Genomic DNA, 25,807 nt, shown 5'->3' with positions numbered 1-25,807 from the left:
TTTTAGTTAGTTCCCTGAGTGATCTGAATACTTCCGACGTTAAACGATCCATCAAGGCATTTTATTTTAAGCGTATGTAAACCGCGAGTGAGTTTCAGTTTTGCAGTGACCGGCTGACCGCTGTTTCCTGTAACGACCTGAGATTCCTTGAGGAGGAGTTCGAAACGTCCGCCGCCGCCGGTTTTGACTGCAATGTTGTATTCGCCGGTGGCCGGGGCGATCACGTTCCAGGACATCCAGCGCATTTCGATTGCATCGGGAGTGTCCAGTGCCGTGAGCCGGGTGACCGCCAGTTTATCGCCGGGCTGGTTGCTTATTTCAGAAGGCCCGACACCGGCGGTGAAGGTGTAATTTGTCAGCGTGAGCGTTCCGGGAAGAAGGATGCCGTTTTGCGGAATGCGTTCCGGCAGGATTCCCGGAGTGCCGGGCAGGAGCGGCAGGCGGCGATTGTGCGCGATGACGCCTTTGACGAGAGGGAAGTCAGCAAAGCGGGCGGCCTCCAAATCATCCTTGCCGGAAATCTGGGCGTAATGGCGCTGGAAATCCCAGCCGCCAAGGGTGGTCCAGATATCCAGCATTTTCTCCTCAGCACCGGCGGTTTCGGGAGCGTTGAAGTTTGCGTAGTCCATGAAAGGACTGCGGATAAAATCGCCGCCGAGCGCCCAGCCGCCTTCATAGCTGGAGGATTCCAATCCGTAACAGAGCGCCATATTAACCGCAGCGATATTGCGCAGGTACCAGTCCTGTTTAATTTCACCGTCGGCGTCGCCGGCGTTAGGGAAAGCCGTGTAGCCGGGCAGGCCGAAAAAGGCGGTGATGCTGGCGAGGTTGATCTTGTCAAGGAACGCGGGCGTATTGACGGCCATTTTTCCGCCGGACGCGACGGCCCGCAGCTCAATGACGTGTTTGCCCGGGGCGCTGATGGTGAAAATGTCTGAGGAACCATCCGCCATACCGGGGAAGTCAACCTTAGAGCTTTCACCGACTTTCTTGCCGTCCACATAGAGATCGATCATTGGCAACGTCTGGTTATTGCTGATCTTGGCTCCGGCGACCCAGTTAAGGGCATACACATCGGCTTTGGCGAAATCGACTTCCTGACGGATGATTCCGCCCGGAGCCATCAGGAGAACATTTTTTCCGTCAATGCCGGTTCGTTTTTCGGCGAGGGGCGGCATGCCGGATAGATTGGCGATTGCGAGGCCGCCCGCTTTATAGTGGAGGTCGCCGCCGCCGAGCGCGACGGAGCCTTCCTGCACCAGTTTGATGTTGGCGAGATTCTCGCGTTTGGCGGCTCCGTCGGCCTGTGCCGCGCCAAGAATTTTAATCGCAGAGTCTGTTTGTACCGCATGTACTCCCATGGTTTTTATTCCGGGAATTTCTTCGGTGAACAGGTAGTATGTTTTGCCGGCATCCAGCTTGATAACGGTGCTCATCGTTTTTCCGGTCGAGAGGCGATGTGTCAGGTTGAAGTAACGATACTCGCCGGAGGGCGGAAGCTTTTTACCTTGCCAGCCTGGAATTTTGACCCCACCGATGGCATGTGCAGGTTTTCCGTTTTCGTCCGTTATGACGATGCGGGATGTTTGATCCTGTTCAGATTGCAACATGAGTCGTCCGAGTTCGGTGACGTAGATGTCTTTGTCACCCACGGCAAATTTGAATCCCCGCCACATTTTTGCCGAAACGGTTTCAGGGGTCGTGCTCTTGTGCTGAATAGTTGGTTGTTTTGCATAGTCAATGCTGCCCACTCCGGCGGCTCCCGCAAATGTCCACGCACTGCCGGAAGGTGCGGTTACCACCTGTCCAGAACCGACAGCAATATTTTCAAAGCTGCCGTCGCGCAGCGGGGAATTGTTCATTTTTCCGGTCGGGTTGCTGTTGGCGTAATAGGTCGCACCGCCGCCGCCCCAGATGAAATAGTTAACCGGGTGCGGGGTGGCGACGTTGGCGGTTTTTCCTTTAGGGACAAAGACGTTATTCCAGTAGTTGTCGATGAACTGAAGAACGGGGGTAAGAACCCGCGTGGCGTTGTATTGACCGAAAACGAGGATGCGCACACGGTCGCCCATTGCGTCGTCGCCGAAAACAGTCCGGAATGCGTCGCTGACCTGCACGGTTTTCAGCGCCTGCCAGCGGTGAAAGTCACCCGTTGGCGGGCATTGGCCGTCATAGTTGAGAATCTTTCCGTCCGCGTCGCCGCGCTCCACGGCGGCTTTGCAAAGCGCCGCTGCCTGACCGGGCCAGTAGTTCCATATCTCGTTGGAGAACTCGATCACGATACGGAGATTCGGATTGAGCGGCGGATAAACCGGGTTGGCGGTGGGGTTGGTGTAGGGATTTTTGCCGTCAGTTCCGTAGCGGATTGCCTGTGCGAGTTTATTTAAATAGTCCGGGTCTGGATTGTGACCGTTGACGCAAAGATAGAGGTCGCGACCGAGTTCGTTGGCATACAGGATGTAGTCTTCAAGGTTGCCATAACCTGTGCCGCCGCCGGATTCTTTAAGCTGTTCTGCGCGCAACGCATCGGCGGCAAAGTGATCGTATTCGCCGGGCCGGGTGCGGTCTTCCCACCGGTTTTCGCCGAGACCACAATAGAAACGGAGGTTTGTGTAATTTGATATCCAGTCTTTCTGGGTACGGTTGACCACTTCGCCCGGCAGGTGCGGTTCGCCGGAACCCGGTGTGATCGGTTTCATGAGACGAATGTTGCGCACTCCGGTTCCGACGGCAGCTTTGTCGTCGCGTTGAGTGTGGGTGAAGTCCCAGCGATCCGGTCGGTCGTCTGCCGGATTAATGAGCTCGACAAGCGCGGTGGTCAGATTGCTGGCCGGATCGTAGCCGGTACCGGAAGGTAGCACCTTATCGAGTTTTTCTCCGTTGACGATGAAGCGGGCTTTACCGCTCGTAACGGTTGCCTTGCCGTTAAATAAAAAGAGGTGGCGTCCGGCAGAGATTTTAAAGTAGGGCATTGTCCAGTCGCCGTTATACCAGCCATCGGGGCCCCAGTTTTCCAGCGGGTATTTTCCGGCCGCAATTTCCTTATTGGCTTTTGCGCCCCACGGACTAAAACAGCGGAACACATCCGCGTTGATTGTTTTTTCATAGGAGGTGCCGCCGAGCGCATTCATACTGGCGCAGTCGAGCAGCTCGTCCGGCGTGCTGGGACTCGACCAGCGGAGTTCAAGCTTGGCCGCACCGGTAATGTCGCGATATTCAACCAGCGTGTCGTAGCTAGTGTTTTCCTTCATCTTGTATGTCGCGGAGGCTTTGCCGGATTTGTCCCACGAATCGATGAGTACGGTCCACTTCGTTTCTCCGGTCGGGCGGATTGACCAGCGCAGACCTTCATCCCATTCCGCGCTGAGGGTATAGGTTTCCGAAAAGCGCGGCATGATGCGGCCCGTCCAGCGGACTGAAAACTGATCGACCGGAAAGTTTTTCATACCGGGTGAGGTTGATCCTGCCACCGGCAGAACTTCGCCCCAGTCGAAGCGAACCCGGATGTCTTTCCGGGTGAAGGCCGGTTTGCCGGAAAGGTCAGGATTGGCGAAATATTCGGCATTCAATCCTGCATCAAGAATTCCTCCGCCGAGCGGCGGACGGGTGTCTGGTGCGGCACGAAGTGTGGCGGTCAGTGTCAGCAGGGCGATGATCAGAACGATGTATTGCAACATGGCAGATTCCTTTCGTGACCGATTTTAGAGCGCGCAAAGATAGCCGACGGGAAATCGTTTCACCAGTTCAAACAATAGGAATATCTGTTTGATTATATTGAGGAATTATAGAACTCATAAGCGGGTGCGAGTTTGGTGATTTTGGAAACAGAAGGATTCGATTGATGAAAAACATACTGGTTCTGGATAATGAATTTTTGAAACTGACAGTTCATGCAGATTGTTCCGGCGAAATCCTGAATAAGAAAACGGGACAGTTATGGAAAATGGGGCCAGTGGCCTGGCAGGATACGAGTGAGATTAATGAGGATGTCGTCTGGACTCGTAATCCGCGGTTCTGGTGCGACTATTTTATCGGACGTTTTCAGGCAAAACGCGACGGCGACGATCTGATTGTCGGCGTTTTTGGCCCGCCGTGGACCGAGCTTCGCGGAACCTTCCGCGCCCGCTGGCGGCTCGACGGGGAAGATATCAAACTTCAGATCACCGACATCGACGAAGCACTTCCCAGTCTCAACTTTCCGCCGCCGATTGTGTCGGCCAGTCTGGTGATTCCGGATGGCGTCGGCAAATGGATCCGCAAAGGCAGTCCGGGAATGGAATGCCGGTTCATGGCGCAGAATAATGGCCTGAATATGCGCTGGTTCGGCGGTCTGGCGGACGATGAGAAGCAGGGCTGGCAGGTTATCTTTGATGAAAACTATGAACACATCGGGTGCTATCAGAACAGCCTGCTTATCATGCCTACCTTTCTGAAATCAAAAGGGCATTGGTTGCCGAGCCGTTCCGTGCGCTACTGCTTCACCAATGGCGGCTATGTCGGACTGGCCAAGCGGTTTCGCCAGTACGCCCGGGAACGGAAAATTTTCCGGACTTTGGAAGAAAAGATCAGAGAGAATCCCGATTTGAAACGGATGCTCGGCGGGCGGATCGTTTCGTTTTTTCAATCCTGCACGGATCACGCGACCAATGCCGAAAACTTTTATCAGACTCCGGCGAACGCCGGAGACCGGCTCAAAGTCAACATGACGCACGCCGACGCAAAAAAAATTGTGGAACAGGCGAAAGCGTGGGGAATGAAAAAAGGCCTCTTCAATCTGCGCGGAACGTTCGCTGGCGGATACGATGAACGCCACCCCGACATTTGGCCGCCCGAACCGGCGCTGGGCACGATGGATGAGTTGAAGGGACTCATGAATCAGGAAGGGCCGTATCTCGCGGCGCTACATGACAACTATCAGGACATTTATAAGCAGAGTCCTTCTTTTCCGGACGGCGTCATCCGGACAAGAGCCGGGCACCTGATGTGGGGCGGCCACTGGCATGGTGGACTGACCTTTATCATCTGTTCCAAAGAACAGGAGCGCTATGCCCGCCGCAACTGGGAGCATCTCAAGACTCTGAATCCCAAAGCTCATTTTATCGACACGGTTTCGTGTGTCCGTTTCTACGAGTGCTACGATCCGGATCATCCTCTGACCATGGATGAATGCCGTGAGTCGAAGATGGCCATGATGAAATTTTTCAAAGACCAAGGCGTTGTGCTCGGCAGCGAAGAAGCGGGCGACTTCGGAATGTACCATATTGACTGGCTCGAAAACCGGCACACGCATGTGCCGCACCAGTCCATCCCGCTCTGGCCGCTGGTTTTCCATGATGCCGCCTTCTATGCACGCTACGGCACCGGCGGAACCGGCGGCGGCGAACCAGTCAGCCAGCTGGAAAACTGGCTGTGGGGTTATATGAACTATTGGCCTGCCCACGATCTGGCTTCATGGCCTGCCAAGGAAAAAGCATTTAAAGCGTCACTGGCGCTGGACGACTTCCACGCTCGGATCGGTATGGACGAAATGACCAACCACCGGTATTTGCAGGACGGTTTGGTGGAGCAGACGGAATTTTCTTCCGGCGTAAGCGTTATCGCTAACTTTTCCAATGAAACGCGGACGGTTGACGGGAAAGAAATTCCGGCGCGCGGCCACTTGGTTTTGGGATAACCCATCCGGTTTCTGCTGTTCTTTAAACCCGGCAGGACGGAGTTGTTTTTCCGGCCATTGGAAACTTTGCTTTCCGCTTATGTCTGCGTATGATGCGGCGCATCCATGAAACAGTCCTTTTCTTTATTTCTGGCGTTTAAGTACCTGAAGCCCAAGCGGTCGTTCCTTTCGGTCGTTACATTGCTTTCGCTTCTCGGCGTAACTCTCGGCGTAGCCGTGCTCATCGTGGTTCTGTCCGTGATGACCGGGTTCGACGAAACGTGGCGCGAACGGATTCTCAGTTTCAACGCACACGTCAAAGTTTCCGAATACGGCGGCGTCGTGCGTCAGCCGGAAAAAGTTTTGGCGGCGCTGAAAAAAGTAAAAGGAATTACCGGTGCGGCGCCGAATCTGGAAGGGATGGTTTTTGTTCAGGTCGGCAATAATGCCCAGCCGGCTCAACTGCGCGGAATTGATCCGGAGCTGGAGAGAACCGTCAGTCAGGTTCCGAATCACATGGTTGAGGGACAGTTTTCTGTCGGTTACGGACAGATCGTTGTCGGACGCGATCTGGCACTGCGCTGCGGTCTACGGCTGGGCGATAAACTGCTGGTCTATTCGCCGCAGAATTTTGTTTCGCGGGACGAATTGCGCCTGCCGGAAGAACTGACCGTCAGCGGGATTTTTGAAGTCGGCATGTATGAAATTGATGCAGGCTATGTACTCACTTCGCTTCAGACCGCTCGCTCCATTTATAACGTAGAGCAGGGCGTTCACAATGTTCAGGTGATGACTGCCGACCCGATGTCGGCACCATATGTCGCCCGCGACATTCACACCGCGCTGGGCCGGTTTTTTGAAGCGCAAACGTGGATCGATCTGAACCGCCAGCTTTTTACCGCGCTTCAAACCGAAAAGAACATGATGTTTTTTCTGCTGATTTTCATCACCATCGTCGCGGCCTTCGGAATCACCAATACGCTGATTACTCTCACGGTGCAGAAGACGCACGAAATCGGTTTGCTGAAAGCCATCGGATTTCCTAACCGGCGGATCGTCGCCATCTTCCTCTGGATCGGCATGGTGCAGGGCGTCATCGGCACCGGAATGGGATTGGGACTCGGACTGCTGGCACTGAAATACCGCAACGAACTGCTCAACTTCATCTCGGCGCAGTTTCGCGTGGATCTGCTCCCGAAAGAGCTTTACCAGCTCAGTCAGATTCCGTCGCATACCACCACAAACGATGTCGTCACCGTCTGCGCTACCGTTCTGGTCATCTGCACGCTGGCCGGCCTCGTTCCCGCCTGGCGCGCCTCGCGTCTCGAACCGGTAGAAGCTTTGAGGAACGAATGATTTTAAACAAAAATCGACTGGTAAAAGCGGTCGATTGACTGGTAAAAACGGTCGCTATGAGTTTACTGTCTGACATTTTATCGTCCCGAACCAGAGCCGGAATTTTTTCGGCCTTGTTTGGATTGGGTGCGCAGGATCTCCATGCTCGGGAAATTGCACGCCAAACCGGGGTTACGCTGGCCACCGTGCAACAGGAATTGAAGAAGCTGGTTGAGATGGATCTGGTGACCCGGCGCAAAGATGGAAACCGGGTTTATTTTCAAGCCAACATCCGACATCCGTTGTTTACCGACATTCAAAATCTCACAGTTAAAACATCCGGTGTTGTGCCTCTGCTCCGTGAGGCGCTTGAGCCGGTTTCCGATGAAATATCTTCGGCATTTATTTTCGGCTCAATGGCTCGGTCTGCAGAACAGGCGCACAGCGATGTAGATATCATGATCATCGGCAATGCGGGTCTGCGGCAAATCAGTGCACTCATTGCGCCGGTCTGCCAGAAGCTGGATCGCGAAATCAACCCGCACACCATGACGGCGGGCACCTTTTCAGCGCGTATGAAAGAGGGAGATGTCTTCCTTGCAAATGTGGTGCAGTCAGAAAAACTCTTTTTAATCGGGGGCGCGGATGAGCTTGGCGCAATGGTATAAAAACGGTTGGCTTAAACCTCACCAATCGACTGCGCGAGAGATCGCGGATCTGCTTGAAATTGCCCGCCGGGATATTTCCGATTCTTCGGCGGGGAATCTTTCGGCTGACTGGTGCTTTGGAATCGCGTATAACGCAGCACTTAAGCTCTGCGCGGTGCTGTTGCGTGCGGACGGTTTTGAGGCAGAAAAGAACCTGAATCATTACCGGACGATTCAGGCGATGGGAGTCATTCTGCCCGGTCGGAAAGAGGATGTCGGCTATCTTGATGCATGTCGCGCAAAACGGAATGTCGCTGAATATGACCGTGCCGGAACAGTTTCGTATGAAGAGGCGCAGGAATTAGTTTCGTTTGTCCGGGAATTTGAGCCGGAGGTCGTCGCTTGGCTGAAGAAAAATCATCCGGAGCTGGTTTAAACGCTGTGCTGAGTGTCTTGAACCTGTGGAGGCTTTACGCAATGAGTAAAACAATTTTGAGAGCGGAAGAGGTGCATAAGACCTACCACATCGGCAAGCGCGCGGTGGAGGTTTTGCACGGCGTGTCGCTGACAATTAAACGCGGCGAGACGCTTTCCATTATGGGGGCCAGCGGCGCGGGTAAAAGCACGCTGATGCACATTCTCGGCGGGCTGGATCGTCCGGATGCCGGCGACATCTTTTTTGAAGAGACGAGTCTGGTTAAAATGAATCCGGCGAAACGGGCCGCGTTCCGCGCGAAGCGCTGCGGCTTTATTTTTCAGAGCTACCATTTGCTGCCGGAACTGGATGTCCGCCAGAATGTGATTCTGCCGTCCATGGCGGTGGCAGGCTCCGGGCGTGACGTGAAAGCCCGTGCGGAAGAGCTTCTCGAAAAAGTCGGGCTGTCCGGACGGATGGATCACCGCCCGATGGAGCTGTCCGGCGGCGAGCAGCAGCGGGTGGCGATTGCCCGGGCGCTGATGAACGATCCGGACCTGATTCTGGCGGATGAGCCGACCGGTAATTTGGATTCGCATACCGGTGAAAATATATTGAACAATCTCTTTGATTTAGCGCAATCTGCAAACCGCACGCTGATCATTGTGACGCACAACGAAGCCGTTGCGAGCCGCTGTCAGCGTGAATTGATTTTGAAAGACGGAAAACTGGAAGAGTAGGGGCGATTATGAAAATTTATTTGAACGGCAAGCTGGTTGATGAAAAGGATGCGGTGGTTTCGGTTTTTGATCATGGTCTGCTCTATGGTGACGGTATTTTTGAAGGAACCCGTGTTTACGACGGGAATATCGCTTTTCTCAGTGAGCACATGGATCGTCTGCTCGACTCCGCCAAAGTGATCGCGCTCGACATCGGAATGAGCAAAGACGAACTGATTGCCGCAACGGTCGAAACCTGCAAAGCCAACGGTATTCAGAACGGCTATCTGCGCCACGTCGTTACGCGCGGCGTCGGCTCGCTGGGTCTGAATCCTTACCAGTGCAAAAAGGCGCAGGTCATCATTATTGCGGCGGACATTCAGCTCTATCCGGCTGAACTCTACGAAAAGGGCATGCGCATCATCACCGCCGGCACCATCCGCAACATGGCCGAGGCGGTTAATCCGCGCGTCAAGAGCCTGAACTATCTCAACAATATCATGGCCAAGATCGAAGCGATCAACGCCGGCGTCATGGAGTGTCTCATGCTCAACTCGCAGGGTTTTATCGCCGAAGCCTCTGGGGACAATGTGTTCGTCATCAAGGGGAACAAGCTGATGACTCCGCCCACCTGGTGCGGCGGGCTGGAAGGCATCACCCGCGATAAGGTCATGCTTCTGGCCCGCGAAGTGGGCATGGAAGTTTCCGAAACCGTGTTGACCCGTTACGAACTCTGGACGGCCGATGAAGTGTTTCTGACCGGAACCGCGGCGGAAGTCATCGCGGTTGTTGATCTCGATAAACGTTCGATCGGCACCGGCAAACCCGGCCCTGTCACGAAAAAACTTGCTCTGGCCTACCGGAAACTCGCCGGCAAAGACGGCGTCAAAGTCCAATAGGAAAACAGTCCATGAAGTGTGATCTCTGCGATAAAGAAGCGGTCGTGCATATGACGCAGGTGGTCAACGGTGAGATGAAAGAAGTTCATCTCTGCGAAGAACACGCCATCGCGCAAGGCATCGATCTGAACAGCCCGATTTCCATTACCGATATTCTGATGGGCCTGAGCGGGCCGCAGAAAAATATCGCCCATGAACTCAGTCTGGCCTGTCCGCGTTGCGGTATGGCCCGCGAGGAATTCCGTAAAACCGGACGGCTCGGCTGTCCGGACTGCTACAAAACGTTTATGGCCGAGCTGACCATGGCGATCAAAGCCATGCACCACAGCGGACAGCATCTCGGAAAAATTCCGGCGCGCGAAGGAGTGCAGACGAAGGTGAAATCAAAAATCGCACGCCTTCAGCAGGATTTGGAAGCGGCGATTGCCCGCGAGGATTTTGAAAAGGCGGCCAAATTGCGCGACCAGATCAAAAAACACCGCGAAGAAAATACGCCGGACGACGGGAGTAAGAAATGACTCTCGACGGACTGTTACAGCGCCACGGTGGCTGGCTCGAATCAGGCCCGGATGAAGGGCCGGTCATCAGCAGTCGCGTTCGGCTTGCGCGCAACCTGCGCGATACCACGTTCCCCGGCTGGGCTTCCAAAGAAGTCCGTAACCGTGTCTGGAACGAAGTCGTACTGGCGTTCGACGGAGTTCCGGATAACGGCAGTTTTTTGCGCTGGCGCATGGATGAACTGTCAACTCTGGATCGCGACCTCCTTTTTGAACGCCACCTGATCAGCCGTGAACTGGCCGAGCGTCAGACCGGCAGCGGCGTGTTTGTTAACGAAGACGAATGCCGCGCCGTGATGGTGAATGAAGAGGATCATATCCGCCTTCAGTCTCTTCAGCCGGGAATGAACCTGCAGAAGGCGTGGGAGATTGCCGACGAACTCGACAACGCGCTGGAACAGGGGCTTTCGTACGCTTTCTCCAGCAAGCTCGGTTACCTGACGGCCTGTCCGTCGAACGTCGGCACCGGTTTGCGTGCCAGCGTGATGCTCCATCTGCCCGGACTGGTGCTGACCGAAGAAATCAAACCGGTGATCAATGCGGTTTCAAAAATCGGTCTCGCCGTACGCGGACTTTGGGGCGAAGGCTCCGAGGCGTCGGGTCACATGTTTCAGATTTCAAACCAGATCACGCTCGGAAAACCGGAGCTGGAAATCATTACGAACCTCGAACAGATCGTCCTTGAAGTGATTGAGCACGAAAAAAATGCCCGCCTGCGGCTGATGAGTAAACAGGAAATCCGCGTACACGACCACGTCGGTCGCGCCTACGGCATTCTGGCCAACGCCGCGCTGATGGCCACCGGCGAAGCGCTGGATCTTCTTTCCGCGTTGCGAATGGGCGTTGATCTGGGACTTACGCCGAATATGGTGCGGCGCGATATTGACCGGCTCTTTATCCGGATTCAACCGGCACACCTTCAGAAAGAGGCCGGCGTGGTGCTGAGTCCGGAAGAGCGCGATATCAAACGTGCGCAGCTTGTCCGGAAATTTCTGGAGGGGAAATGAGCGAAGACACCACACCGGTAGATCACAGTGCGCTGATGGAAGAGCTGGAACAGTTCCGCAAGGAAAAGGAACGCATCCGGCTCTTGGTCGGGCAGATCGGCGGCGTGGAGTCCCAGCGGCGCGACTACCTCATCAATATCGGTTTTGTCATCGTGATGGTTCTGCTGTTTGCCTTTGATCTCGTGCGGCATGTTTTTCATATACAGATTCCGCTGCCGCCGATGTTTTCGCTGGAACTATCGGTACTGCTGGTTTCCGTAAAAATTATTTGGATGATTCATAAAGGAGCCAAAGTGGAGCACTTTCAGTTCTGGGTGCTCAACTCGATCGAATTCCGTCTCAACGATCTCTCTAAGCACATCCGTAAGATTGATGAAAAACTTTCCGCCAAATAGTATTCTTGGATCCTATGAAAAAAACACGCGTTGACCGGAAATTCGCCACCCTGAAAAAGCAGGGCAAAAAAGGATTCATCGCTTATATCGGTGCGGGCGATCCGTCGCTGGCCGATACGGTGGATATCGTACTGCGTCTCGAAGACGCCGGAGTTGATCTGGTTGAGCTGGGACTGCCGTTTTCCGATCCGCTGGCCGACGGTCGCGTCAATCAGGATTCCGCCACCCGCGCGCTGGCCGCCGGAGCGACGTTCGACGGCGTGATGAATTGCGTCGCCGAAATCCGCAAGTGCTCACAGGTTCCGCTGATTTTCTACGCCTACCTCAACACACTTTATGCCCGTGGTTTTGAAAAAGCGATGAACGATGCCGCCGCCGCTGGCATTGACGGATTTCTGATTCTCGACATGCCGCGCGAAGAATCCGGGCCGTACCGTAAATTTATTTCCGCCGCTAATCTGAATGCCATTTCGCTGATTACGCCGACGACGCCGGAAGAGCGGATCAAGCAGATTGTCAAAGACGCCAACGGCTTCGTCTATTGTGTTTCCCGCGAAGGCGTCACCGGCGTGCGCGATTCCATCGCCGAAGGTGCGCGCGGACTCGTTGCAAAAATTCAGGCACACACAAAACTTCCTGTCGCACTTGGCTTCGGAATCGGTACGCCGCAACAGGCCGCCGAAGCGGCGTCGTTTGCCGACGCTGTCGTCGTCGGCAGCGCCATCGTCAATAAATTCCACAACAACCCGCACACACCGGAAGGGCGTGCCGATGCGGCAAAGTTCGTCGCCGAAATGGTTCGAGCCGTTAAGAGTGTTTAATTTGTGAATAAAAAACCGGTAAATCCAAAGGCGAGCGCTGAAGCCTGTGCGCTTCTTGAATACTTTTATTCCATCAAAGGAAAGCAGACGCTTTCGGCACAGCACGACTTTCTCGCCAGCGGCACCAAATATTGCGACCGAATCAAAGAGTTGACCGGACACAAGCCAGCGATATGGGGAAGTGATCTGGGATTCTGCTTTAAAGGTGCAAACCCTGAGCCGAATAAACACTGCGGCCCGATGAATCTGATTGATCCGGGACTGGCCGTCACGGCCAGCGATCTGCAATTCGCCGCCCGCGACATGAGCGCGGAATTTCCTGACGGCTTTCCGGAAAAAACGCCGGACGAAATGATTGTTGCCGGTGTGACGCCTCCGGTCATGCGGCAGGCATTAGTGGAGCGGATTAAAAAACAGCACGCCAAAGGGCATATCATCACGCTGATGTGGCATGCACTGGCTCCCGGCAATAACGACTGTGGCCCGTATGAACAGCTTTGGATGCACGGCGGTCTGCCGAAAGATCAGTGGGAGGAATTAATTACTCCTGGCACCGAACTGCACATGAAATGGCAGGCGGAAGTGGACGCTATTGCGGTTTACCTGAAACAGTTGTGCGATGCCGGAATTCCGGTGCTTTGGCGTCCGTATCACGAAATGAACGGCGTCTGGTTCTGGTGGTGCAATCAGCCCGGCCCGCGCGGTTATCAGCAACTCTGGATTCAGCTCTATGAACGGCTGACGATGCACCACAAGCTGAACAATCTGCTGTGGGTCTGGAATGCGCATGCTCCACGTGATCGGAAAAACGACGAAGCCTATCCGTATCCGGATTTTTATCCAGGTGCAAAGTATGTGGATATTCTGGCGACCGACATCTACCGCCGCGACTATCAGCAGTCGCATTACGCCGATCTGGTTGCGCTGGCCGACGGAAAACCCGTCGCGCTGGCGGAAGTCGGCGAACTTCCTCCGGACGAAGCGCTCGACCGTCAGCCGTGGGCCTGGGTCATGCCGTGGGGACATCTTGGATTTCTGTTTAACACCCAAGCCGAAATCAAAGCCTTCTATCGGCGTACCGATGTTCGCTCGCTGGATTAATCGTCCTTTGTAGCGTTTTAAACTTACTGCGGACGCGGTGAAGCATTAGAGATGCAGAATCAGTCATGAATATCGGGAATGAAAGAAAGCTGGCTGCGCGGGCCAAGGAATTGGGCGAAAGTGCCAGCCCGTCTTCATTTGCTGAACTGGCTGAATTGACGCGCTCCGAATCGCCGCTGGTTCGGCGACTGGCCGCTTCCGCACTCGGCAAGCTGGCGGGGATTGTTGCGCCGGAACCTGCTGTGAAGACGCTCCAGCCGTTGCTTGCGGATGCTCACCCGCAGGTTCGGCAATATTCTGCCAAGGCGCTCGGTGCTTTCGGAGTACACGCCAAAGACGTTCTGCCGGATTTGCGCGATCTCTACAAAAGCCCGGTGGAGAAAGACTACGTCAAGCGCAGTGTGCTGGCCGCCGGAAAAACCATCCGTGAAGCGGTGCGGATCGCTGAAGAACAGACTGTTCATCACTGCCGCCGTTGCGGCGTAAAGCTGGCTTCGGACGAATATGCCCGTTCGCAAAAGGCTTTTCAGCGTCCGTTCTGCGACCACTGCTTCGACGAGGTATTTCTCGACCGGCGTAACTTTGAAACCAAGGTGGAATTACAGAAAACCATTCGCGCCAAAGACGGAACCGTTGTGCAGTCCGACGGCGAGCGGCTGATCTGCGAGGTGCTGGCGGCGGAGAGAGTCCAATACCGCTACGACGAACGGTTCCGCATCCTCAGCGGCCACGCCATCCGGCCCGACTTTTACCTGCCGGAGTTTGATGTCTATGTCGAATACTGGGGCATGGACACCGCCGACTATAAAATCGGCATGCTCAAAAAACAGCAACTCTACCAGCAGCAGGGCAAAAAACTCATCTCGCTTTATCCGGACGACAAACCGCGCCTGCGCGAAGTCCTGCTCGCCAAGTTGGATAAACTTAAATAAACCGACGCTGTGAAGCATCGGTGACGCGAAATCAGTCGTTAATAATGCCGCGCCCGCGCTTCTAATCCTTGGAATAACGCGGCAGAAGTCTTGTTGAAAGGCGGGAATTTGTTTAGTTTGCTCCGCATCTAACCGGAGACCGCATGAAACGAAATCTGATCCTACTGACCGTTCTTCTCGCCGCACTTTCCTCCTTCTCTGCGGAGTACTTTGTGGATGCGACGCGTCCCGATGATACCGGTGCTGCCACCAGCTGGGCGACGGCGAAGAAAACCATTCAAGCTGCAGTCAACTTGACTGTGAATGGCGACACCGTTTGGGTCACCAACGGAACCTATGTTTTGTCTGCTGAAATTTCCGTCACCAACGCCATCACCATCCGCAGCGTCAATGGCCCAGAGGCGACCATTGTTGATGGGAACGGTGTATTCGGCTGTTTCAGTCTGAATGACAGCGCCTGTACGGTCAGCGGGTTCACAATTGAAAATGGTCAGCAGGGAGTACGTTGTGCGGATACAACTCCAGTAGTGGTTAACTGCGTTATAGCCACAAATCGGGCTGATTTTGCCAGCGGTGGAGGAATGTTTCGCGGAACAGCGCAGAACTGTATTTTTCGCGGGAATGAAGCAAGTGACGGCGGTGGGATGGCTGAAGGGAAATCGTACAATTGTACTTTTATTGGCAATGTGGCAAATCCCTTCGGAGGTGCGATTGGGGCTAACGGGTATGGCGGCGGACAATATGGCGGAGAGACGTATAATTGTTTATTTATAGATAATACTGCAGGTATGCTGGGATGTACAATCGCCTTCGGGACGGCCTATAACTGCACATTTATCAGCACATCCTGTGTCGATGTATATAGAAGTGTGGTCTATAACTCTGTTTTTTCACCCGAGAAGAGTGCTAATGCTGGATCAGAATTTTACAGTTCTTGTGCCTCCGATCTGATCAATGGAGTCAATGGAAACATCACGAGCACGCCGCTGTTTGTGGATGAGGCGAATGGGGATTTTCGGTTGCAGTCTAACTCGCCTTGCATTAACTGGGGGAATAATTCGGTCGTGTCGAACGCGACCGACTTGGCCGGCAATCCTCGTATCGTCGAAGGCACGGTCGATATGGGTGCGTATGAATACCAGGAAATCGTTGGTTTGGCCGACAGCGATGTTGACGGAATTAACGATGACTGGGAGCGTCAGCAAGGAGGAAATCAAAACCCCGGTGCGACTTGCTCAAACGGTGTGAACTCAATTCTGCAAGCTTACATCGCCGGACTCGATCCAAAGAATCCGCAGAGCAGATTCCAGATGGTCGCCGATAAATCTCCGGCTTCTGATAATATTCTTCGGTGGAACGCGACCTCCGGGCGCGTTTATTCCGTCTATTTTTCCACCAATCTGCTGAACGGCTTCCAGCCTTTGGAAACGAATATTCCGTGGACGGCGGGCGCTTTCACCGATACCGTTCACAAAGTTGACGGACAGGGATTCTACAAAATCGGCGTGGAATTGAAGTAGGAGTTATTTATGTCAGGACGATATGCAGTGATTATGGCGGGCGGGAAGGGCGAACGGTTTTGGCCGATGAGTACGTCGAAGCATCCGAAGCAGTTGCTGGCGCTGGCGGGCGATAAGGCTTTGATTGCACAGGCGGTGGAGCGGCTCGACGGTTTGATTCCGCCGGAAAATGTTTTTGTGGTGACGAATGCCGATCTGGTTGAAGCGACGCGCAAGGCCGCGCCGATGCTGCCGCCGGAAAATATTGTCGGCGAGCCGGTCGGTCGAGATACGGCGGCGGCGGTGGCTTGCGGCGGCGCGCTGGTCGGTGCGCGTGATCCGAAGGCTGTTTTCGCAGTGCTGACGGCTGATCAGGTGATGGGCGACCTCGATATTTTCAAGGCGACGCTGCGCGGCGGTATGGATTTGGCGGAGAAGAATGAAATTCTGGTGACGATCGGAATTCAGCCGACGTTTCCTAGCACCGGTTTTGGCTACATTGAGTCCGGCGCGGATTTTTCAAAGGCCGAAGGAGTGCAGTTTAAGAAGGCGGTACGGTTTGTCGAAAAACCGGCGTTGCCGAAGGCTCAGGAATATCTGGCAGGCGGAAAGTTTTTCTGGAACTCCGGTATGTTTATCTGGTCGGTTCCGACGCTTGGAAAAGCGTTCGCGGCGCACTGTCCGGAGATGAAGAAACTGATGGATGAGCTGACGGCGTATGCGAAACGCGGCGAAATTGTCCGCGGTTTGGAAAAAATCTATCCAACCCTTGGGAAAATCTCAGTGGATTATGCACTGATGGAGAAGGCGGATAATATCGTTATGGCCTGCGGCACGTTTATGTGGGATGATATTGGCACGTGGACTGCTTTGGAAAATCATTACCCGCAGGACATGGACGGCAATACGCTGATCGGATGTTGCAAGCAGGTTGATGCAAAAAACAACATCGTTTTTTCGAAGGATCGGCTGACGGCGGTGATCGGAGCGGAGAATCTGATTGTTGTGCAGGCTGAAGGTGTAACGCTGGTTTGTCCGAAGGATCGGGCACAGGACATTAAACGGATGGTGACGGCACTTCGTGAGACGGGATCTTTTGATTATCTGCTCTAACCGGGAGGAAATCATGGATGCATGGCTGGACGGAACGTATCAGTTGCTTCTGCATTTTTTCAGCAGGGAGACGCCGAATGAAACCTATCTGCTGATTGCGCTTTGCGTGCTGCTTGGCGCACTGGCGTTAAGCCACATCAGCACCAAGCTCGGCGCGATAGGCGCTTTCTACACCACGGCCATTCTGCTGACTCCGCTCGGTCTGGTGTTGCTTGTTGCGGCGATGGCTGCTCCGCTGGTTTTTGGTCTGGATGCCTGCTGGATGCCGTTGGCGGCGGCTGGTCTAGCGCTTCTGGTTGTGATTGTTCCGCTGACGGTACTGTTTCAGAAAGGCGGATATGTTACTGCGCTGATTGCGTGGACGGTGACAGCTCTTGTGGTTGGTGCCGTGCTAACCGTGGAGCCTATGGTGCGGGACGGACTTAAGCACTATGCCGAGAGAGGCGCTACGTTTGAAAAGCACCGCATCGAAACAGAGAAGTTTAAATAATGGGACGAGTCCTCGGCATTGATCACGGCGACGTGCGTATCGGTATTGCGTTAAGCGATCCGACGGAATTTCTGGCGTCGCCGCTCTGCGTGATCGACAGTACGAATGCTGGGATCGATCAAATCGTCGCGCTGATTGCCGAGCATCAGGTAGAAAAAATCGTCGTCGGACTACCGCGCAATATGGATGGTTCGTATGGTTCGGCAACGGAAAAAGTCCGGAGGTTTATTGAAAAGCTGAAAACCAGAACTGCTGTTCCCTTGTTCGAATGGGATGAACGGATGAGCACGGTGAGTGCGCACAATGCACTGCGCGAGGCGGGTCTCGACGGAAAGCAGCGCAAGGGCGTGGTGGACAAAGTGGCCGCGCAGATCATCCTGCAGAATTATCTCGATGCACAGGCGTAAACGGGGTTGACATTCAAAGGGGTTACAGTAACTATTTCGGCCATTCCGGTGCTTCTCTTCATTTCCCAGATTTTTACCGAATGGTTTCAATCAGCCGGATTCCGGTCTATCCCTCATAATTTATGAATTCACCGCAAGCGATTATTTTAGGCATTACCGGCGGTATTGCCTGCGGAAAAACAGAAACAGGACATATTTTATCCTCAGAAGGTTTTAAGGTGCTGGATAGCGATTTTCTGGCGCATGAACTGATGGGTAAAGGACGTCCGGTTTACACCGCAGTGGTTGAACAGTTCGGCGATGCGATTCTGGCAGAGGATGGGGAGATTGATCGGGCCAAACTCGGTGCGAAGGTTTTTCAGGATGTGCAGGCGCGGGAAGCTTTGAACCGGCTGGTACATCCGGCGGTGATTGCGGCGGCGCAGGAATGGATGAAGGATTGCCGTTCGGCTCAGGAAGATGCGGCGGTGCTGGTGCCGCTCCTGTTTGAAGCGGGCTGGACGAAAGGCTGGGACGCCGTGATTTGTGTGACGGCTCCGGAAGCGCAGGTTTTCCAAAGACTGGAAAAACGCGGGCTGTTGAAAGAAGAGGCGCGTAAACGGATTGCGGCGCAGATGTCGCAGACGGAAAAGGCGGACAGAGCGGATTTTGTAATAGAAAACAGCGAAGCGGTAGATGTGTTACGCGACCGGATCGTTGGCCTTGTTGAAAAGATCAGGCGTGAGAAGAGGAAAAGTTATGAGTGAAGAACAGGAAAATGTTGTGAAACCGGTAAGAGCTTCACGGGCTGCGAAGTCAGCAGCACCGAAACCGGAGGAAGCGCCTGTGGTCGTCGAACCGGCAACATCGGTTGACCGATCCGCACCGCAGTCAGAAATCGCGGATGATCGCGAACGGTCGGATCATGACGAGCCCCGGCATGAAGACCGCGGACAGCGGCAGGACAATCATGATTCCCGGCACGATGATCGCGGACAGCGTCAAGGCAACGGCCCTCGGCACGATGATCGTGGGCAGCGGCAAAACAACAATAATAATAACAACCGCCGGCAGAATAATAACCGCAACAACAACAACCCCCGCCATCACGGGCGGAATAATAATGACGGAAACGGAAACCGCGGCGGACATGATCATGGAAACGGCGACGAACCGGAACGCATATCCGATGCGCCAGCCAAAAAAATGCCGACGCTGAAACTCTTTGAACTGCAGGTAACGGAGATTCCGGAACTTAAGATTCTGGCAGAAAGTTATTCGATTGAAGATCCGGCCGGTCTGCGTAAACACGAACTGATTTTTGAAATTCTGAAAACCCAGATTCGCTGGGGCAACGAAGCGCTCTGCCGCGGTATTCTGGAAGTGCTGCCGGATAAGTTCGGCTTCCTGCGTTCATCGGAAAATAACTATCTGCCGAACCCGGAAGACATTTATGTTTCTCCTTCACAGATCCGTCGTTTTGGTTTGCGTACCGGAGACCTGATTGAGGGGCCGATCCGTTCTCCGCGCCCGAAGGAACGTTTCTTTGCGCTGCTGTCGGTGGATAAGGTCAATAACAACGCACCGGAGAAAAACCTCAACCGCATTCCGTTTGAAAACCTGACGCCGCTTTTTCCTGACGAACGTCTCGGACTGGAAACCACGGCCGATGAAATTTCGATGCGCGTGATGGATCTGGCGACACCGATTGGTAAAGGGCAGCGCGGATTAATTGTTGCGCCGCCGCGTACCGGTAAGACGGTTCTTTTGCAGAAAATCGCTAACAGCATTTCTCAGAACAGTCCGGACTCGAAGCTGATCATTCTGCTGATTGACGAACGTCCTGAAGAAGTGACGGATATGCAACGCACCACGAAAGCCGAAGTGCTTTCTTCGACCTTCGATGAACATCCGGAACGCCATGTGCAGGTTGCCGAGATTGTGATTGAAATGGCTAAACGCCGCGTTGAAAACGGCGAAGATGTCATCATCCTGCTCGACAGCATTACCCGTCTGGCCCGTGCTTATAACACGATTCAGCCGCACAGCGGAAAGATTCTTTCCGGCGGTGTGGATGCTAACGCGCTACACAAACCGAAACGTTTCTTCGGCGCGGCCCGCAATATTGAAGGCGGCGGAAGTCTGACGATTATTTCGACCGCGCTGGTTGATACCGGAAGCCGGATGGATGAGGTGATCTTTGAAGAATTCAAGGGCACCGGCAACATGGAGCTGGCGCTCGACCGCGATTTGGTCGGCAAGCGGATATTCCCGGCGATCAACATCGAGAAGAGCGGAACCCGCAAGGAAGAGCTGCTTCTCCATAAAGACGAGTTGGCCCGGATTTGGACGCTGCGCAAGGCGCTCAAGGACGTTCCGGCGGTCGAAGCGATGGAACTGCTGATCAATCGGCTGAAAAAGACCAAGAGCAACGCCGAATTCCTGATGGCGCTGCAGGGATAACTCCGCTGTTGTCGAAACTATGAGCCGCTCCGGAATTTCCGGGGCGGCTTTTTGCTTTTACCGGCTTTGGATCCCGGAAGGTTCGCCGTGTTTTGGGAGTGCTAAAAATCAGCCGTGCTGTATAAAATAAATGAAGAGTGTACGCAATATTTTGCGTAGCTGAGCGTTATAATTGAATCAATCACAGGGGTGTATATGAATCGAATGTGTAGGTTCGTTTTACTGGCAGCTGTTTTTTGGGTGGTATGCGGGTCTTTGGAACAGGCCGCCGCCCGTAACCGGATTGATGCTTTGGTTTCCGACCGGCAGACCGCAGCCGGGTTTTCGTTTTCGGAGCCCTGCGCGGACGCTGTTTTTGTCCGCCGCGTTTATCTGGATGTAATCGGAACCCTGCCGACGGCTGACGAGGTGCGCCGGTTTCTCTCCAGTCGCGATTCGGATAAGCGCGCCAAACTGATTGACGAGTTGCTTGATCGGCCCGAATTTGCCGAGTATTGGGCGCTGAAATGGTGCGATCTGTTAAGGGTCAAATCTGAATTTCCGAGCAATCTTTGGCCCAACGCGGTTCAGGCCTATCATTACTGGATACAGAATGCTCTCCGGCAGAATATGCCGTACGACCAATTTGCCCGCGCTCTGCTTACCGCGAGCGGAAGCAATTTCAGAGATCCTCCGGTCAATTTCTATCGCCCGTTTCAGGAACGCACCCCGCATAAAATTCTCGACACGACGGCGCTGATTTTTATGGGCGTCCGGCTGGAGCATTCCGGCTGGAGTGAAGATCAGATGCTCGGCATGGATGCCTTCTTTGCCAAAGTGGCCTACAAGAAAACCGATGAATGGAAGGAAGAGATTGTTTATTCCGATCCGGAAAAACAGCTGATTAATCCTGCAACGAAACAACCGGTGATGCCGACTCCGCTGGGCGGCGCACCTTTGAAGCTGGATAAATATGACGACCCGCGGGTCGCTTTTGCCAACTGGCTGACTGCGCCGGACAATCCGTGGTTTTCTAAAGCAATTGTTAACCGGATATGGTTCTGGCTGATGGGGCGGGGGATCATTCATGAAGCGGATGATATCTGTCAGGGCAATCCGGCATGGAGTCCGGAACTGCTGTCTTATCTTGAGAAGGAACTGGTCGAAAACAAATATGACCTGAAGCACATCTACCGGATTATCCTCAATTCATCCACCTACCAGATTTCATCGATTCCAACGTCTGAAAATCTGGCCGATGAAAAAGGATTTTCACATTACCGCGTGCGCCGTCTGGATGCCGAGGTGCTGATTGATGCGATTTGCCAGATCACCGGAACCGGTGAAGAGTATTCCAGTCCCATTCCGGAGCCGTTCACCTACATTCCTTCCAGCAAGCGGACGATTACGTTGTCGGACGGCAGTATTAAATCGTCGTTTCTCGAAATGTTCGGAAGGCCCGGACGGGATTCATCCCTTGAGTCGGATCGGAATAACAGCGTATCCGTATTCCAGACGCTGCACCTGCTGAACTCTTCGCATATTCAGAATAAAATTATGAAAGGCCCGCGGCTCCGTAAGCTGATGAACTCTGTTCCCGGGGACAAGGAACGGGTCGGTCTGCTTTACATGGAAATTCTGTCCCGGCCTCCGGCTCCGCAGGAACAGAAAATTGCCACAGATTATATTTCAACTTCAGGAAACGGTCCTGAAGCCGGGTTTTACGATTTGGCGTGGGCACTGATGAATACGAGTGAGTTTATTCTTAAACATTAATGAGGTGGCTATGAGCAATTCATTGATTGGACATCCTGTTACCCGTCGCCATGCAATTCAGCTTGGCCTGTTCGGCGCGGCCGGACTGATGCTTTCAGACTGGTTTGCCTTGAAGGCTGCCGGAGCGATTAATCCGTTGAAGGCGAGGGCCAAATCGGTGATTCAGGTTTGGCTGTGGGGCGGGCCGTCTCACCTTGATACGTTCGACCCGAAACCCGGTGCCGGGTATGACTACTATGGAAAATTCGACAAGCCGCTTGCCACCAATGTGGACGGTGTTCAGATCGGTCAGCTGATGCCCCAGCTGGCAAAAATGGCAGACAAATACGCTTTGCTGCGCGGCATGACGCACGGAAACAACGGACATGAAACAGCATCCTATATGATAATGACCGGTACCAAACCGGTTGACGGAGTAGTCAATCCGTCCGTGGGTTCCGTTGTTTCCTACAAGAAGGGCTACGGCGCGGGATACGAAGGACTGATTCCGCCCTACGTTGCTCTGACGAGACCGCAGGGCCGGTTTTCAGAGTCTGGTTTTCTTGGATCAAAATATCAGCCATTCGCAACCGGCGGCGATCCGGCGAAAACTCCTTTTGCTGTTGAGGGTGTCGTGGCGGCTGGAATCACTGAGGCCCGCCAGCAGGGTCGTCGTACGCTGCTGGGAGACCTTGATACGTTTGCCCGTGCCATGGAAGGCAGTCAGCTCATTGACCGGATGGATAAAAACAAACAGGACGCTTATTCGCTGATTCTGGGAAAAGCAAAAGAGACGTTTGATTTGTCCAAAGAACCGGACGAACTTCGTGCCGCTTACGGAAGGAACACGTTTGGCCAGTCGTGTTTGCAGGCGCGTAAACTGGTGGAGGCCGGGGTGCCGTTTGTCACCATTAATTTCAACGGATGGGATACGCACAAAAAGAATTTTGACGAACTGGGACGTATGGTTCCGATGCTGGATGGCGGACTTGCCATGCTTCTGAAGGATCTTTCGGATCGGGGATTGCTTGATACGACCATCGTCTGGTGCGGTGGAGAGTTCGGCCGTACGCCGAAAGTCGATTGGACGGCGCCATGGAATGGCGGGCGCGGACATTACGGAAAAGCATTTTCTCATCTCATAGCGGGCGGTGGATTCACCGGCGGACGGGTGGTTGGTGCGACCAATGCGCGCGGCGAAGAAGTGATTAATCGGCCGATTTATCCGTGGGATCTGGCGGCCAGCGTTTACGAGCTGATGGGGATTGACCCGAACAGTCCGTTGCCGACGCCGGACGGAAAGACGGCTTATTTTTCTCCACTGGCCGACGGCAGCAAGATTGAAAGCGGCGGACTTCTCAGGGAGATCATGGCATGAAAAAAATAACCTACTTTAGCCTGATTGTTTTTGCTTTATTCGCATCCGGTCTATCCGCTGCGGTGACCCCGCATGTCGGGTATGTTTATCCTGCCGGCGGAATGCCCGGCACGACGGTTAAGGTTATAATCGGCGGTCAGTACCTCAGAGATTTTGCCGGTTTAAATCTGTCCGGCCTTCCGGTCGAAGCCCGGTTGACTGACTACTTGCGCATCTATGATCAGAAAGAAGCCGGCGGGATAAAACGGCGGAAAGAGCTGATCGAAACCAAAATGGCGGAAGAGACGGATGAGGCCCGTAAACAGCAGATGCAGCGGCAAATTGATGCGGCTGAAGAGGAAATGGCGATGGTTACGGAGCTGCGCCGTCAGGATAAAATGAATCCCGAGCTGGCGGCCAAACGGCAGTTCAACCCGCAGATTTCAGAACGCGTTACACTCGAATTTACTTTGCCGGACAATGCTTCTTCAGGGGTGCACGAGCTGAGAGTGATTACAACCAACGGACTTTCCAACCCGTTGATGTTTGAGGTCGGACAGATGCCGGAAATCTCCGAAAAAGAGCCGAATGATAAGATGGTGAGTGCGGAAAAACTGCCGGGCTTTCCGATTCTGGTAAATGGACAGATCATGCCCGGAGACACGGACCGCTTCCGCTTTAGCGCAAAGCAGGGACAGACGCTGGTTTTCCGCGCCGCCGCCCGGGCTCTGGTTCCTTATCTGGCCGATGCGGTTCCCGGCTGGTTTCAGGCCGTGCTGACACTTTCCGACGCGCAGGGTAACGAGATCGCCTACGATGATGACTATCGCTTTGATCCCGATCCGGTGCTGATTTGTGCTATACCGAAAGACGGAGACTACGTTCTATCCATCCGCGACTCGATTTTCCGCGGACGGGAGGATTTCGTTTACCGGATATCGATCGGAGAAACTCCCTTTATTGACCGGATATTCCCGCTTGGCGCAACGGAGAACAGTCAGGTCGCCGTGTCCCTTTATGGCGTAAACCTGCCAGCGGAAAAGATGGTTCTGAAACCAAGCGGAGATGATCAGGGCGTCAAGTTGATCCATGTTGGAAAAGGGAAAATGGTTTCCAACAACCGGATATTCAGCGTGTCACCGTTGCCGGATCGTCTGGAAACAGAGCCGAACAATCAGTTTTCCGAAGCCGTCGCAGTAACGAACGATATCATCATTAACGGCACGGTCGGGAAGCCCGGCGATCAGGACTGGTTCCGGTTTCACGGACGTGAAGGAGAGAAGAAAACAATTGAAGTTTCCGCCCGTCGGCTGGGATCTCCGCTTGATGCCCGTTTAATTCTGCTTAACGAAAAGCAGGAGGTGCTGGCCATGAATGATGATGCGGAAGATAAAGGTGAAGGCCTTCTTACGCACCATGCCGACGCACGGATCGACACCAAGCTTCCCCAAACCGGAACCTATTTTGTTCGTCTTGACGATTTACAAGGCAAGGGTGGCGATGAATATGCCTATCGTTTGATGATTGGCAAAGAACAGCCGGACTTCCAGCTGCGAATCGTTCCGGCCAGTCTATGCGTTCCAAGGAACGGAGCGGCCATTGCAACCGTGCATGCCATCCGGTACGGCGGATTTGCCGGCGAGATCCGGCTTTCGGTTGTTGATGCGCCGCTCGGAATAGAAATCCAGCGGGCGGTAATTCCTGAAGGCGCGAACATAGCCCGGATTGTCATCGCGGCGAAATCGCGTTCCGAGGAGCAGTTGATGGCGCTCGAAATCGAAGGCATAGCCGATTGCGGCTCGCGGATCGTTCATCGCCGCGCCGTTCCAGCCGAAGACATGATGCAGGCGTTCCTTTACCGCCATTGGGTGCCGGCGCAGCAAATGCTGGTTCGAGTGAGCGAACCGGCTCCGGTGACGGTCAACCTGAGTGTGCCGAAGGAAGGTGTATTTTATGCCCGTCCCGGCAGTGAGTTCACAATTAACTCGTCGGTCAAATGGAGCGGTCAGAATGCCCAGAAAAGCATTAAGCTGATTCTGGCGGAACCTCCGGAATGGCTGACGCTGAAAACCGGCAATATTGGCGGACAAGGAGGAGGAATTACTTTCACCGTCAGTCCGAATGCCGAGCCGGGCGACAAGGCGACCGTGCTTCTGAATGGAAACATCCGGATAATCGCCAAGGATGTGAGTACTATTCCGTTTCTGAAATTTGCGAATTCAAAAACATTGGATTTCACCATTGATGCCGTTTCCATAGAAATCATTAACTGAAAGGACGCGTT

General features: G+C 53.9%; 22 protein-coding genes. 21 read left to right on the top strand and 1 reads right to left on the bottom strand.

Annotated features, from left to right (window positions below; all coding sequences use genetic code 11):
* Positions 1-2: 2 nt before the first annotated feature.
* Positions 3-3,677, bottom strand: a complete 3,675-nt coding sequence (locus tag HOO88_05295) for a hypothetical protein (GenBank protein ID NOU36163.1) — start codon at positions 3,675-3,677, stop codon at positions 3-5.
* A 164-nt stretch (positions 3,678-3,841) separates the two neighbouring features.
* On the opposite strand from HOO88_05295, the gene HOO88_05290 reads away from it, so the two are divergent.
* The 21 genes from HOO88_05290 to HOO88_05190 all read left to right on the top strand — a co-directional run bounded on the left by HOO88_05290 (position 3,842) and on the right by HOO88_05190 (position 25,796).
* Entirely contained in the window at positions 3,842-5,674 is a 1,833-nt protein-coding gene (locus HOO88_05290) for a hypothetical protein (protein ID NOU36162.1), read from the top strand.
* 105 nt (positions 5,675-5,779) lie between these two features.
* A complete protein-coding gene (locus tag HOO88_05285) occupies positions 5,780-7,009 on the top strand; it encodes an ABC transporter permease (protein NOU36161.1) in 1,230 nt (409 codons plus the stop codon).
* A gap of 56 nt (positions 7,010-7,065) precedes the next feature.
* Positions 7,066-7,656, top strand: a complete 591-nt coding sequence (locus tag HOO88_05280; protein NOU36160.1) for a helix-turn-helix domain-containing protein — start codon at positions 7,066-7,068, stop codon at positions 7,654-7,656.
* Positions 7,634-8,071 carry a hypothetical protein gene (locus HOO88_05275; GenBank protein NOU36159.1) on the top strand — a complete coding sequence of 146 codons (438 nt, stop codon included), beginning with the start codon at positions 7,634-7,636 and terminating at the stop codon, positions 8,069-8,071. The genes HOO88_05280 and HOO88_05275 overlap by 23 nt, the downstream gene beginning before the upstream one ends.
* A 23-nt stretch (positions 8,072-8,094) precedes the next feature.
* Positions 8,095-8,790, top strand: coding sequence for an ABC transporter ATP-binding protein (locus HOO88_05270; GenBank protein NOU36158.1), 696 nt, complete (start codon positions 8,095-8,097; stop codon positions 8,788-8,790).
* A gap of 8 nt (positions 8,791-8,798) precedes the next feature.
* Positions 8,799-9,668, top strand: a complete 870-nt coding sequence (gene ilvE, locus HOO88_05265; GenBank protein NOU36157.1) for a branched-chain-amino-acid transaminase — start codon at positions 8,799-8,801, stop codon at positions 9,666-9,668.
* Between the two features lie 11 nt (positions 9,669-9,679).
* Positions 9,680-10,186, top strand: coding sequence for an excinuclease ABC subunit B (locus HOO88_05260; protein NOU36156.1), 507 nt, complete (start codon positions 9,680-9,682; stop codon positions 10,184-10,186).
* Entirely contained in the window at positions 10,183-11,232 is a 1,050-nt protein-coding gene (locus HOO88_05255) for a protein arginine kinase (protein NOU36155.1), read from the top strand. The genes HOO88_05260 and HOO88_05255 overlap by 4 nt, the downstream gene beginning before the upstream one ends.
* Positions 11,229-11,627, top strand: coding sequence for a hypothetical protein (locus HOO88_05250; protein ID NOU36154.1), 399 nt, complete (start codon positions 11,229-11,231; stop codon positions 11,625-11,627). The genes HOO88_05255 and HOO88_05250 overlap by 4 nt, the downstream gene beginning before the upstream one ends.
* 14 nt (positions 11,628-11,641) lie before the next feature.
* Positions 11,642-12,448 carry a tryptophan synthase subunit alpha gene (locus HOO88_05245; protein ID NOU36153.1) on the top strand — a complete coding sequence of 269 codons (807 nt, stop codon included), beginning with the start codon at positions 11,642-11,644 and terminating at the stop codon, positions 12,446-12,448.
* Between the two features lie 3 nt (positions 12,449-12,451).
* Positions 12,452-13,549: a glycosyl hydrolase family 26 gene (locus tag HOO88_05240; protein ID NOU36152.1), complete on the top strand. Its 1,098-nt coding sequence runs from the start codon at positions 12,452-12,454 to the stop codon at positions 13,547-13,549.
* A gap of 65 nt (positions 13,550-13,614) precedes the next feature.
* Complete coding sequence (locus tag HOO88_05235) at positions 13,615-14,481, top strand: HEAT repeat domain-containing protein (GenBank protein NOU36151.1); 867 nt, start codon at positions 13,615-13,617, stop codon at positions 14,479-14,481.
* A gap of 143 nt (positions 14,482-14,624) precedes the next feature.
* Positions 14,625-16,001, top strand: a complete 1,377-nt coding sequence (locus HOO88_05230) for a hypothetical protein (protein ID NOU36150.1) — start codon at positions 14,625-14,627, stop codon at positions 15,999-16,001.
* Between the two features lie 9 nt (positions 16,002-16,010).
* Positions 16,011-17,093 carry a mannose-1-phosphate guanylyltransferase gene (locus tag HOO88_05225; protein NOU36149.1) on the top strand — a complete coding sequence of 361 codons (1,083 nt, stop codon included), beginning with the start codon at positions 16,011-16,013 and terminating at the stop codon, positions 17,091-17,093.
* A 13-nt stretch (positions 17,094-17,106) separates the two neighbouring features.
* Positions 17,107-17,583, top strand: coding sequence for a hypothetical protein (locus HOO88_05220; GenBank protein NOU36148.1), 477 nt, complete (start codon positions 17,107-17,109; stop codon positions 17,581-17,583).
* Entirely contained in the window at positions 17,583-17,990 is a 408-nt protein-coding gene (ruvX, locus tag HOO88_05215; GenBank protein ID NOU36147.1) for a Holliday junction resolvase RuvX, read from the top strand. The genes HOO88_05220 and ruvX overlap by 1 nt, the downstream gene beginning before the upstream one ends.
* A gap of 122 nt (positions 17,991-18,112) precedes the next feature.
* Positions 18,113-18,736 (top strand): dephospho-CoA kinase, encoded by a 624-nt coding sequence (locus tag HOO88_05210; protein NOU36146.1) that lies wholly within the window; start codon positions 18,113-18,115, stop codon positions 18,734-18,736.
* Positions 18,729-20,432, top strand: coding sequence for a transcription termination factor Rho (gene rho, locus HOO88_05205; GenBank protein ID NOU36145.1), 1,704 nt, complete (start codon positions 18,729-18,731; stop codon positions 20,430-20,432). Before HOO88_05210 ends, rho begins: the two co-directional genes overlap by 8 nt.
* Before the next feature lie 255 nt (positions 20,433-20,687).
* On the top strand, positions 20,688-22,187 hold the full coding sequence (locus HOO88_05200) for a DUF1553 domain-containing protein (protein ID NOU36144.1): 1,500 nt from the start codon (positions 20,688-20,690) through the stop codon (positions 22,185-22,187).
* Positions 22,188-22,197: 10 nt separating this feature from the next.
* Positions 22,198-23,544, top strand: coding sequence for a DUF1501 domain-containing protein (locus HOO88_05195; GenBank protein ID NOU36143.1), 1,347 nt, complete (start codon positions 22,198-22,200; stop codon positions 23,542-23,544).
* Entirely contained in the window at positions 23,541-25,796 is a 2,256-nt protein-coding gene (locus HOO88_05190; GenBank protein NOU36142.1) for a hypothetical protein, read from the top strand. Before HOO88_05195 ends, HOO88_05190 begins: the two co-directional genes overlap by 4 nt.
* Positions 25,797-25,807: the final 11 nt, after the last annotated feature.

It is taken from the genome of Kiritimatiellaceae bacterium, from assembly GCA_013141415.1.
In the GTDB taxonomy this organism is placed as follows: domain Bacteria; phylum Verrucomicrobiota; class Kiritimatiellia; order Kiritimatiellales; family Tichowtungiaceae; genus Tichowtungia.
This window is presented reverse-complemented; position numbering and strand designations above follow the sequence as displayed.